7 protein-coding genes are annotated in these 12,349 nt (G+C 70.4%); 5 read left to right on the top strand and 2 right to left on the bottom strand.

Annotation, left to right across the window (positions count from 1 at the left end; translation table 11 throughout):
* Positions 1 to 285 precede the first annotated feature (285 nt).
* Positions 286 to 1,659, top strand: a complete 1,374-nt coding sequence (locus tag ACH34S_RS22520; protein ID WP_395954713.1) for a glutamate decarboxylase — start codon at positions 286 to 288, stop codon at positions 1,657 to 1,659.
* An 830-nt stretch (positions 1,660 to 2,489) separates the two neighbouring features.
* Positions 2,490 to 4,883: an NACHT domain-containing protein gene (locus ACH34S_RS22515; protein WP_395954712.1), complete on the top strand. Its 2,394-nt coding sequence runs from the start codon at positions 2,490 to 2,492 to the stop codon at positions 4,881 to 4,883.
* Between the two features lie 172 nt (positions 4,884 to 5,055).
* Here the strand turns inward: ACH34S_RS22515 and ACH34S_RS22510 are convergent, their stop codons facing one another.
* Positions 5,056 to 5,301 carry a hypothetical protein gene (locus tag ACH34S_RS22510; RefSeq protein WP_395954711.1) on the bottom strand — a complete coding sequence of 82 codons (246 nt, stop codon included), beginning with the start codon at positions 5,299 to 5,301 and terminating at the stop codon, positions 5,056 to 5,058.
* Between the two features lie 265 nt (positions 5,302 to 5,566).
* On the opposite strand from ACH34S_RS22510, the gene ACH34S_RS22505 reads away from it, so the two are divergent.
* The 3 genes from ACH34S_RS22505 to ACH34S_RS22495 all read left to right on the top strand — a co-directional run bounded on the left by ACH34S_RS22505 (position 5,567) and on the right by ACH34S_RS22495 (position 10,498).
* Entirely contained in the window at positions 5,567 to 5,827 is a 261-nt protein-coding gene (locus ACH34S_RS22505) for a hypothetical protein (RefSeq protein WP_395954710.1), read from the top strand.
* A gap of 356 nt (positions 5,828 to 6,183) precedes the next feature.
* Entirely contained in the window at positions 6,184 to 9,852 is a 3,669-nt protein-coding gene (locus ACH34S_RS22500; RefSeq protein WP_395954709.1) for a protein kinase, read from the top strand.
* A 502-nt stretch (positions 9,853 to 10,354) separates the two neighbouring features.
* Positions 10,355 to 10,498, top strand: a complete 144-nt coding sequence (locus ACH34S_RS22495) for a hypothetical protein (protein ID WP_395954708.1) — start codon at positions 10,355 to 10,357, stop codon at positions 10,496 to 10,498.
* Positions 10,499 to 11,044: 546 nt separating this feature from the next.
* Here the strand turns inward: ACH34S_RS22495 and ACH34S_RS22490 are convergent.
* On the bottom strand, positions 11,045 to 12,274 hold the full coding sequence (locus ACH34S_RS22490; RefSeq protein WP_395954707.1) for an acyl-CoA dehydrogenase family protein: 1,230 nt from the start codon (positions 12,272 to 12,274) through the stop codon (positions 11,045 to 11,047).
* Between the last annotated feature and the right edge of the window lie 75 nt (positions 12,275 to 12,349).

Raw genomic sequence — 12,349 nt, 5'->3', positions numbered from 1 at the left:
TGTCCGGTGGCGGCTCCGGCGGCCACTTCATGCTCGCTCGGCCTCTCGTGTGAACGAGGAACGTGCCAGGGCGACTTCGCGGCCGGCCAGGCGCGGTTCTCGACCCGGCATCGCGATCAGCATTTCCCGCGAGTACCACAGGGACAGCCTGCCTGCCCGATGGTATTTTCCCTCCCCGTTGCCGTTTCAGCGTTTTGCGAGATGGGGCGAGCCGGGTATGCATGCCCGCGAGTTGGTCGGCTGACGGCTCGTTCTCTTCCAGCTCCCATCCGCAGGGGTTTCTCTATGGCGTTGCACGAGGTGAAGCAAGCGAAGCCGCATGACTTCGATGACGTCTACGCCGAATCGCTGAGCGAGCGGAAGCTGGCCAAGTACCGGATTCCCGAGCGTCTGTCCGATCCGCGCGCGGTGTACGAGCTGGTCAGTTCCGAACTGCTGCTGGACGGCAACGCCGCGCAGAACCTGACGACGTTCTGCACCACGTGGAGCGAACCCGAAGTGCACCGCCTGATGGACCGGTGCCTCGACAAGAACATGATCGACAAGGACGAGTATCCGCAGACCGCGGAGATCGAGTCCCGCTGCGTGCACATTCTGGCCGATCTGTGGAACTCCCCTGCCGAGCAGACCACGATGGGCTGTTCGACGACCGGTTCCAGCGAGGCCGCGATGCTGGGCGGCCTGGCGATGAAGTGGCGGTGGCGGCAACGCCGGGAGGCGCAGGGCAAGCCCGCCGACAAACCGAATCTGGTGTGCGGTCCCGTCCAGATCTGCTGGGAGAAGTTCGCCCGCTACTTCGACGTCGAACTGCGGCAGGTACCGCTGGAGGCGGGGGCGACCGGTCTGCGGCCCCACCAGCTCGCACAGTACGTGGACGAGAACACCATCGGCGTGATCGCGATCCTGGGCGTCACCTTCACCTGCGACTACGAGCCCGTCGCCGAGCTCGCCGCCGAGCTGGACCGGATCCAGGACACGACGGGTCTTGACGTGCCGATCCACGTGGACGCCGCCAGCGGCGGCTTCGTCGCCCCGTTCATCCAGCCGGACCTGGTGTGGGACTTCCGCGTCGAGCGGGTCGTGTCGATCAACTCCTCGGGCCACAAGTACGGGCTGGCGCCGCTGGGCGTGGGATGGGTGGTGTGGCGAGACTCGGAGTCGCTGCCGCAGGAGCTGATCTTCAAGGTGAACTATCTCGGCGGCGACATGCCGACCTTCGCGTTGAACTTCTCCCGTCCCGGCGGCGAGGTCGTCGCGCAGTACTACCTGCTGCTGCGCCTGGGCCGCGAAGGGTATCGGCGCGTCCAGCAGGCGTGCGCCGACACCGCGCGGTACCTCGGTGAGCGGATCGCCGGGCTGGGCCCGTTCGAGCTGCTGTACGACGGCCGCGGCGCGCTGCCCGCGGTGTCCTACACACTGAAGCAGGGCAGCGCGTTCACCCTGTACGACCTCACCGAGCAGTTGCGGGTCCGGGGCTGGCAGGTGCCGTCGTACCCGCTGCCCGCCGACCGGGACGACACCGTCATCCAGCGGGTGATGATCCGGCATGGCATCGGCCGCGACGAGATCGCTCTGCTGGTCGCCGACATGCGCCGCTGCCTGGACCGGCTGTCGGCCGGCAGCACCGGCGCACCGCACCAGCCGGGGTTCCACCACTAATGAACGTCCAGGTGCCCGCACGCCGACGGGCGGACGGTCACCGCCACCGAGCGCGGCCACCGGGAGCCACCAGCTTCACTGACCACTCCGGCAAACCACGCCGCCACTGCGCTGGCCGGTATCTGGAGAATTCGCCAGCGCGATCCCAGGGCTCATTTTCGTTGTCTCCCCGGAACGCACACCAGTACCAATTCACAGCACTCCAGCTGGACAACAAAAGCCTGCCCGAACCCGACTCGGCGGCACCAATCCAACCGCTGGACCGATCCCTGCCACCTGTTCGCCCCCGAGCAACTAGCCGCGCTCGGCCGCGGCTTCGCCGAGGTCCACGCACCTTCCTCGCCCATTGCCGCACCGCTGCGCCTGCCCCACACCGACCAATGCAACTTCACAACCCGGGACGCCAAGCATCCCTTCTCACTCCAGGTTGGCTGGATCGCCACAGGCGGAAAGGGCCGTGGACGACCACGGCTTCACAGCCATCTGATTGTGGCCTCCCATCTCAGGCCCCTTGCGCGCGGTCTATGCCGACTGCGGGCAGCTGCGCGGACCCCACCTCTCACGAGGTGCAAGTGATCCGGCAGGACGGGAGGACCGTACGGCTCGCTGTGGTCATCCACCACCCGAAGGGGCTCCTGTACCGCACAGACGCCGGCCCATGGCAAGCCCCCCGCCGCACCGCGCCACCGATAGCTCCTCACGCGATGCCATCGCCCCATGTGCCCTTCCCCAATTCGGGCTGCCCGCCTGGTGGGTTCGGGTGGGCCGGGATGGGGTGATTGTTGACCTTGTCCAGCGCTGTGCGGGGCATCGGCGGCACGATGGCGATCGTGGGAAAGGCTAAGGGTTGGTGGACATGGCTGGCGGTCCTGGCGGTGGTGGCCGGGGTCCTGGTGCTGGTCGGGTGGACGTTCTGGCCGATATTGGAAAGTGGTCAGAGCGGAATGAAGCAGGCGTCGGAGCGTGCTCCGCTGACCGGAGGGGTCCTGTTCACGGCCGCGGTGATCATTGTCGGCACGGTGCGGTGGGCCCGGCGACGCTCCCGACGGCTCGGCGCCGCCGCACCGACCGCAGACACCCTGGCGCAGGCCAAGAAGCTGCTGGCCGATCTGGTGAAACAGCAGTGGCAGCAGGAGGAGCGGCTGCGGTCGCTGGCTGATCCCGTCCCGATCCCGGTGCGGTGGCGGACCCCGGACGCGGCCGAGGTGATGGACCATGCCATCAACATCGACCCGTCCGCCGCACCGCCCGGTGGGCCTGCGGGTGGATCGGCGCGGTTATGGTGGGCGGCCTCCAGCGCCGACATCGGCGCGCTGGCCGATCGGTTCCGCCGCACCCGGCGACGCCGGCTGGTGATCCTGGGCGGACCGGGTACCGGCAAGACCACCCTGGCGGTGCAGCTGCTGCTGCACCTGCTGGCCAAACCCCCCGCCGATGAGCCGGTCCCGGTGCTGCTGCCCGTGGCCGGCTGGGACACCCGCCGCCACCCCCGCCTGCAGGACTGGATCGCCGACCGCCTCGCCAGCGACTATCCGGCGCTGCGCGCACCCGAGCTCGGCGCCCAGGTGGCAAGCGCGCTGGCCGGGCGCGGGCACATCCTGCCGGTCCTGGACGGGCTGGACGAGCTGCCCCCACCCGCCCAGACCGCGGTGATCACCGCAGTGAACCGCTCCCTGGGCGGCGACGACCAGCTCATCCTCACCAGCCGCACCACCGAGTTCACCGCCGCGATCAGCGCCGCCGGGGACGTGATCACCTCCGCCGCCGTGCTGGAACCACTCCCGCTGACCCCCGCGGCAGCCGCCGACTACCTCACCCGCTGCCTGCCGCCCTCCCCCGGACCGGCCTGGCAGCACACCCTGACCGCGCTACGCGCCACACCCCCCGCCGACCAGACCCCGCCCGGCCAGGCCCGTCGGCCGGCGGCGGCGCTGGCCGACCTGGCCGCCACCCCGCTGGGACTGTGGCTGGTCCGCACCGCCTACACCGAACCCGGCGCCGACCCTACGTCGCTGACCGACCCGGACCGCTTCCCCACCCCCGCCGCGCTCCAGGCCCACCTGTTCGACCTGCTCATCCCCGCCGTGATCACCACCCGCCCTCCCAGCGACAACTCCGCCGAACCGTTCCGCCCCCGCCGCGGCCACGACCCCGCCCAGGTCCGCCACTGGCTGGGATTCCTGGCCCACCACCTCACCACCCAACCGGCCACCGGCGGCCAGGGCACCCGCGACCTGGCCTGGTGGCGACTGGCCGCCACCACCCACACCTTGACACCCACTACCCGATTCACCCTCGCTCTCGCCGTCACCCTCACCACCGGAGTCGCGGTCGGGCTCCCGGTCGGGCTCGCGGTAGAGCCCCTGCTCGGGCCCGCGGTCGGGCTCCCGGTCGGGCTGGCGGCCGGACTCGCGGCCGGGCTCACGGCACGGTCGTGGGCACAGGACTCACCCGGATACGCGGACCTGCATCTCCGCGGACGCTCGGCCGCCCTCGCGCGCAACCTCGCAGCCAGGCTCCTGGTCGGGCTCGTAGTCGGGTTCGTGGTCGGGCTCGCGCTTGCGCCCCTGGCCTGGCTCACGCAGAGGCTCGGGAACGCCTCCCCGGACAGTCTCGGCGGCCTCGCGTACGAACTCCCACGCGAACTCAAGTCCGAGCTCGTGCACGACCCCGCGGAGAACTTCGTGATCATGCTGTCGGTCGGGCTCGTGTCCGGGCTCGTGGTCGGGCTCCCGCTCGCGCTGGCGCTGGGGATCATGGCCTGGGCAGCCACCCCGGCGCAGGCCGATCACGCCACTACACCGATGAGCAGCTGGCGCACCGACCGGAGACTGAACCTGCTCCGCTTCGGCACCATCACCCCTGCGGTCGCCGTCGTGGCCGCGGCCGCCGCCGCGGTCTTGCTGATGATGGAAACGGGCGACCTTTCGTCCGGCCTTACGTCCGGGCCTGCGTTCGGGCTTGCCCTCGGGCTTGCGTTCGGGCTCCCGATCGGCCTTGCGTTCGGCAAACACCGGGCCTGGTGGGCCTACCAGCTCGCCACCTGGAAACTGGCACGAGCCGGTCACCTGCCACGCCGGCTCATGCCCTTCCTGGACGACTGCCACCGCCTCGGCCTGCTACGCACCGTCGGCCCCTACTACCAGTTCCGCCACGCCGAACTCCACGACCACCTCGCCGCAACCCACCCGCCTCCGCACCACCCCCGACGCCAGACACCGTAAGCACTCCCGCACGATTTGAACCGCCAGCACACCGATCCCCGAAGGCCAGGGAAATACTGCACCCCTAGAAAACCGCAGTGCACCGATTCGCCCGATGGCACCGGCGATCGACTGGTTACGGCCGATGACCTTGGTCCGGGGGGGCCGCCCCGGACCGCAGAAGGTTCACCCCCTACGTCCAGAGCACCCGCGACCGATCCAGGCCGGGCTGGATGCGCTGGACGGTGAACCGTTCCTGGCCATCTCCCGCAACCACGGCACCTATGCCCGATGGGATCGCCCGGTCCCCGCGGTCACTGGGTAAGGCGATCACCACATGCTCGTCCTTCCGGGCGGCGACCGCATCGTGGACGGCTGCCGGATCCGCATGCTCGGCACCACTGAAAAAGCGTCCGCGCAACGGTTCGATCACAGCCACCGCTGGGCCCTCACCCGCACCCAGCCGATACCAGGATCCGCGACATCGGAGGGCTCCTGGCCGGTAACGCGGTCAGTGTGAACGTGGCGCGATGGCTGGCCGAACGGATCCAGTACCCCCTGACCGCCTAGCGTCATCGTGCTCTGGCACGAACCGGCGCCTACATTCCCGGGCACGGCACCCCGACGGTGATCTTGGCCAATCGCAACCAGCCGCCTCCAGCGCCACCGTGGCGACCGTGCGGGGCAACCGTGGTGAACCGCGTGTGCCCGAGGACCCCGCCAAGGGTCTGGTGTTGCAGGCGATCACCGAGGCGGTGCGCGCGCACGAGAGCTACGCGTGGTTGGCCGCCGCGCTCGACCAGCACCGCCCCATCTCCGGGCCGGAACCCGTGGAAGGCGCGCACGAATCCATGCCTGACCGCGCCTCCACGCCCGCCGGTCGCATGGCCGCGACCGCAGGCCAGAACGCACCCGTCACCCAGCCCGCCCTGTTCGACCTGCTGCCGGAGCAAACAGGAGCATGAACCCGCACCCGGCGTTTCTCGCCGACCTGCCGGTGGCGGAGCGACCGCGGTTCTGGCTGCTTGCCCAACCCGTGATCAAGCATCCGGACGGCCCAGGGCTAAGGGTCGGGCGGGCGGCCTTTGCGGCGGACCGTCGAACCGGGTTTATGAAGCCCCACACGAACTAGCTTGCCTGGGCGCGCGGCGGCCGCTTCGCGGTCAGCCAGTATCGCTCCGAGGATTTCATCTCACGGCGAGTCTCCGTGCACCGCGCTTGGTGCACCTGGGCGATGCCGAACTCGTCCCGGATTCGCGTCATCATAGTGAATTGTTGATCATTTACCGCCATAGGCGACGTTCTGGATGGGGTTGATCTGGTGTCGGGTCGGCTGGAGGCGGGAGATCCCGAACGGATCGGTGAGTTCTGGCTGTCGGGACGGTTAGGCGCTGGTGGGCAGGGCGTCGTGTACGACGCCTACGCTCCGGACGGGAGCCGGGTGGCGGTCAAGGTGCTGCACGGAGTCCAGGGGTCGCCCAAGGAGCTGGAGTGGATGGCCGCCGAGGCGCGGGCCGCGCAGCGGGTCGCCTCGTTCTGCACTGCCAAGATCCTTCAAGTGCGGCTGGAGCCGCCCCGGCCCTACATCGTCAGCGAGTACATCGACGGCCTCAGCCTCCAGGACACCGTCAACGGCACCGGCGAACGCCAGGGACGCCGGTTCACCGGGGACGATCTGCACCGCCTCGGGATCGGGATCGCCACCGCGCTGGCGGCCATCCACCAGGCACGGGTGGTGCACCGCGACCTCAAGCCCGGCAACGTGATGCTGGGCCCGGACGGGCCACGCCTGATCGACTTCGGGATCGCGCGGATACTGGACACGCATACGACTACCGAGGGCGGCGGGTTCGCCGGGACGCTGCGGTACATGGCGCCGGAGGTGTATGCGGGGCAGCGCGCCGGGGCCGAAGCCGACGTGTTCGCCTGGGGCGCGATCATGGTGTTCGCGGCCACCGGCGAGCACGCATTCCGGGGCGGCGCGCTGCCCGAGATCGCCCACCGGATCCGCACCCACCACCCCGACCTGAGCGCGTTGCCCGAAGCGCTGCGTCCCCTGGCGGAGGCGGCGCTGGCCAAGGACCCGCTGCACCGCCCGTCCGCGCGGACGATCCTGGCCGCGCTCACCGGGGACCCCCGGGAAGGCGCGGGCGACCTGGCGGAACTGGTCGCCACCGGGGCCGCCCAGTCGGGGCTGCGGTCGCGGTGGGAGCCGGGCGACCCGGCACTGGGCAAGGTCGCCGAGGACGCCTACGCCGCCCTGCCGCCGCACGAGCAGAGCCTCGTCCCGGAGGTGTTCCTGCGGTGCGTGGTGCCTGGCGAGGACGGGAGCCTGGCCACCCGTCCCGTGGCGATCGCGGAACTGGCCGACCGGGACGATCCCGCCGAGTCGCAGGCACTGCAGCACCTGACCCGGGCATTCCATCCGCTGCTGGTCGAGTCCGGCCAACAGGTCGTCCTGGCGCGTCCCGCAGTGCTACGGGCCTGGCCGCGGCTGCGGAGCTGGGTCGCGGACGAGCGCGAGGGGCTGGGCACCCACCAGCGCATCCGCCAGGCCGCACGTACCTGGGACGATCACGGGCGGCGCCGCGGCGACGTGCTGACCGGCGCGCACCTGGAGGAGGCCGTCCGCTATGCGACCACCGCGGAGCGCCGCCAGTCCCTCAACCGGCTGGAACGCGGCCTGCTGGACGCCAGCACCCGCGCCCAGACCGCGCGCAGCCGCCGTACCCGCGTGATCGCGGTCGTGCTCGCGGTGACCACGGTGCTGTCGCTGACGGCCACGGGATGGGCGGTCCAGGCACAGCGAAGCACCGTGCGGCAGCGCGACACCGCGGCCTCGCGGCAACTCGCCGCGCAGAGCCGGCAGTTCAGCGCCACCGCCCCGGACAAGGCGGCCCTGCTCGCGGTCGCCGCCCACGGCATCCGCGAAACCTCCGAGAGCCGCGCCGCGCTGCTCAACCTCGTCACCAACCCGGCGCGTGGCGTCCTGAGCGGATACCAGCGCAATGCCGTCTCCGTCTCCGCCGACCGCGACGGACGGTTGCTCGCCATCGGCAACGACGACGGCACCATCGCACTGTGGGATGTGCGAAGGAACCGCCAGATCGGCGGTTTCCTGCGCCTGTACACCCCCTCCCTGCCTCGGGGAGGGTCGTCGGTGGCGTTGAGCCCGGATGGCCGGACGCTGGCCGCGGCCGCCAGCGAAATGGACGACTCCGGCGAAGTGCTGCAGAAGGCCGTGCGACTCTGGGATGTGCACACCCGCCGGCCGCTGGGCGACCTGCCCGTACCGTCCCAACCCGATTCGGTGGTCTTCACCTCCGATGGAAAGAAGGTCGCCGTCGACAACGGCAAGGGGGTCGCGCTCTGGGACGTACAGAGCCGCCGTCGGCACGGTCACTTCATTTCCTACCCGTCCGCCGGGAGCGCCGACGTTTATCCTGTGATCGACTCCCGCGCCACGACCGTGGCCGTCGGCGAGGTGACCGGCGACGGCCCGGACACCGTGGGGCTGTGGGACCTGGCCACCGGCCGGCGTACCGCGTCCTTCCCCGTGAAAGGCGAGGCAACGGCGGTGAGCCCGGACGGGCAGACCGTCGTCACGGAGGACTACACAAAGTCGGACGATCGCCGCAACGTGTTCCTGTGGGATGCGCGGACCGGGCGCCAGCAAGGCGGTGCCATTCCCCTGGCCCTTGGAAGCACCGTGGGACCGTTCAGTCCCGACGGGCGGATCGTGGTCGTCGGCTCCCAACTGTGGGAGAGGAGCGGCACGCACGTCGGTTCCATCGCAACCGAAGGCGACGGCTCGATGAGCGTCGCCGCGTTCGCCGGCGAGGACACCGTGGTCTCCCTGGACGCCGATGATCCCGCGAGAGCGATGCGGCTGTGGGACGTCAGCGTCCACCAGCCCGATCACCGTCCCTTCCGCGTCGGACCCCCCGAGAACCAGATCCACCTCGGCTTCAGCCCGGACGGAGGGACCCTCGTCAGCGACAACGGCGTGTACGGCGGCGGCCCGGCCGTCTTCCGGACGTGGGACACCACCACCGGGCGGGAGACACGACCGGCCCTCCCGGCGGCGGGTACACCGATGCTCACCTCGCCCGACATGATCACGGTGGCCCCCGGCGGACGGACCTTCGCGACCGGCAACCTCTACGGTGAGGTGAGGATCTGGGATCCGGTGGCGCGACGCGGGTACGCCCCGGGCGGCGGCCCGCAGGGCCGCATCAGCGCGATGGCCATCAGCCCGAACGGGCGCGTGCTGGCCACCGGCGGAGGCTCACAGGGCGAAACGAGCTCCCCGACCGTCGACGGCAAGGTGCAACTGTGGGACCTGCGGACCCGCACCCTGATCACCAAGCGGCCGCTCTTCTCGTCGGGCACCGAGGTGTCATCGCTGGCCTTCAGCCCCAACGGCAGGACGCTGGCCGCCGGCACCGGCCGGACGGTCCGGCTCTGGAACGTGTCGGACCACAAGCCGCTCACCCAGATCAGCGGGGTCACCGACCAGGCCGGCGTCCTGGCCTTCGCCCCCGACAACCGCACCCTGGCCATCGGCGCCGCCAACACCACCGTACTGTGGGACGTCCGCGACCGGCGCCAGATCGGCACCCCGCTCACCGGCCACTCCGGAACGGTGACGGCCCTGTCCTTCAGCCGCGACGGGACGACGCTGGCCACGGGCGGCGAAGACCAGGTCGCCAGGCTCTGGGACGTCGTCGGCCAGACCCAGATAGGCGCGCCCCTCGCCGGTCACGGCGGGCCGGTGGAGTCCCTGGTCTTCACTCGCGACGGGCCGTCCCTGATCACCGGCGACAGAAGCGGGACCGTCCGGCGATGGAACGTCGGCATGCCCGCGGACCCGGTGGCAATCGCCTGCTCCATCGCCGGCCGCACGCTCACCCGCACCGAATGGGCCCAGTACGTCGCGTCCGGCATCGGCTACCGCGACATCTGCCCGTCACTGAGCCGATCGCGTTGATCCCGCGCAACCCCTCCGGCGCTCGCGTAGCCGAGGGGATGGGCGAGGATGCTCCCAGACCGCGGTGAGCTTCGTCCTCAACGACCGGCCCGGCCAGTCCACCCCGACGAGACCAGGCAACGATGCCGCTGAACCTCGACGGCCAGGGCCACGGACGGAATCTCTCGGTCGTCGGCGACGACGGCGCAACCTGTGCCGTCGCCGCCACGCCGGTCAGCCCTGCCCGTGAGCGTCCCACAGCAAGCCACGCCTGCCTAAACCCGACCCAGATCGCAAGCTCGCACCCCCTGCGATCCGCGATGGTTCGAGATCAGGCACAGGCTCCAACGCCACTGGCCGAGTGGTTGTCGCTCAAGCCCCAAGACCCGCAAAAGCGGAGGCAGCCCGAGACACGCAAGCCCGGTGGGCGCGCCACTTCCAGCGCCGCGCCCGATCCTCGGACAACACGCGGTGACGGACGGTAGCGCGCTACCGCCAGGCAGCCGCAGACCGGGACCGGCTCATGGCCGCCCTGCACACCATCCTCGACTGCGACGCCGCATCACCAGCCGCGCTCCCCCACGTCCAGGACCTCCTCGACGCCCAGCCACCCGGCAGCCGAATCGCGCCCGGCCGCGGACACGCCCCGCCGCCCGCGGGGAGGTGAGGGTCCGCACGCCGATCGCTTCGTGCCTGCGCGGGTTGGCACGAGCCAAGCCCGCGCGGCCGCCAGACGCCGGGCGCCGCAGCCAGCCACCGTGTCCTGCCTCCAGGAGGCCGGGTGAGCCAAGGCGACGCGCCAGAACAATGCACACATCACGACACCGACCGCGCCGATCCGCCTTCCCTCCCCTTGACGATCGGGCGCTGGGACGTGAACGACGCTGCCCGACTGGGTGGCGCTCAGCGGTATCTCGGCCAAGGCCCAAGCGCTCTACTGGCAGCTGGCCCTGCACCTGAACCGGCGACGCGGCGCCCGCGGGTGAAGGACGCCAAGGGAAGACTCGCCTGCGGTTCGAGATGACCCGCAAGCAGGGGACGCACCAGTTCCGGCACTAAGTCAGCGTCACGCTCCCCGGGCGGGGTGTCCATCGACGAGCTGGCGGAGTGCCTGGGCCACAAGGATCCGGGGTTCACGCTGCGTTACTGCGCTCATATGCAGGTCAGCTGTACAACCGTGCGAGGCAGGCGGAGGGCGAATACGCAGGTCGGACTACCTGACCGGGAGGCCGGTTACGGTGCGGCCTATTACCAGGCGTTGGATTTCCGAGGTGCCTTCGAAGATGGTGAAGATCTTGGCGTCGCGGTGCATGCGTTCTACCGGGTAGTCGCGGGTGTAGCCGTTGCCGCCGAGGATCTGGATGGCCTCCTCGGTGACGTTCACCGCCATCTCGCTGGCCATCAGCTTGGCCATCGAGCCCTCGGCGTTCTCGAAGTCCTTGCCGGTGCGGGCCATCCAGGCGGCGCGCCAGACCATGAGGCGGGCGGCGTCCAGGCGGCACTTCATGTCGGCCAGCTTGAACGCGACGGCCTGGAAGTCGCCGATCTTGCGGCCGAACTGCTCGCGTTCGCGTGCGTACTGCAGGGCGTAGTCGTAGGCGGCGCGGCCGATGCCTAGGGCCATCGCGCCGACGGACGGGCGGGTGGTCTCGAACGTCTTCAGCGCGGCCTGGCCCTTGGAGCGCTTGCCCTCGCGGGTCCGGGCGATGCGCTCGTCGAACTTCTCCTTGCCGCCGATGATGTTGCCGCTGGGGAGGCGGACGTCGTCCAGGATCACCTCGGCGGTGTGGGACGCGCGGATGCCGTGCTTCTTGAACTTCTGGCCCTGCCGCAGGCCCGGGGTGTTCGGCGGGACGATGAAGCTGGCCTGGCCGCGGCTGCCGAGGTCGGGGTGCACGGAGGCGACGATGATGTGGACGTCGGCGATGCCGCCGTTGGTCGCCCAGGTCTTGGTGCCGTTCAGCACCCATTCGTCCTTGGCCTCGTCGAAGACGGCGCGGGTGCGGATGGCGCCGACGTCGCTGCCGGCGTCGGGCTCGGACGCGCAGAACGCGCCGAGGCGGACGTCGTCGGGGGTGCCGAACATCTGCGGGACCCACTCGGCGATCTGCTCGTTGGTGCCGACGGCGGCGATGGACGCGGCGGCGAGGCCGGTGCCGACGATGGACAGGCCGATGCCCGCGTCGCCCCAGAACAGCTCCTCGAACGCGACGGGGATGCCGAGGCCGGTCGGCTCCAGCCACTGGGTGGCGAAGAAGTCGAGCGAGTAGATGCCGACCTTGGACGCCTCCTGGATGAGCGGCCAGGGGGTCTCCTCGCGCTCGTCCCACTCCTCGGCGGCGGGACGGATGACGTCCCTGGCGAACCCGTGGACCCAGTCCCGGACCTCGCGGACGTCCTCGCTCGGCTCCAGCGAGAACGGCGTCGTCTCGGCGCTCGTCATGGCTAATTGACCCCTTCTCCAATATCGCTGTTACCCACGGTAGCACCTTCGTGAGTTACCACGGGTAACACCGTG

The sequence above is a fragment of the Actinomadura sp. 3N508 genome (assembly GCF_044326375.1).
In the GTDB taxonomy this organism is placed as follows: Bacteria; Actinomycetota; Actinomycetes; order Streptosporangiales; family Streptosporangiaceae; genus Spirillospora.
The sequence above is the reverse complement of the archived record's forward strand: the minus strand, read 5'-3'. Positions and strand labels throughout refer to the sequence as shown.

Bases quoted from the DNA above. Each gene is read 5' to 3' on its own strand.
- ACH34S_RS22520 (WP_395954713.1), top strand. From the start codon at position 286: ATGGCGTTGCACGAGGTGAAGCAAGCGAAGCCGCATGACTTCGATGAC.
- ACH34S_RS22490 (WP_395954707.1), bottom strand. From the start codon at position 12,274: ATGACGAGCGCCGAGACGACGCCGTTCTCGCTGGAGCCGAGCGAGGAC.
- ACH34S_RS22495 (WP_395954708.1), top strand. From the start codon at position 10,355: ATGGCCGCCCTGCACACCATCCTCGACTGCGACGCCGCATCACCAGCC.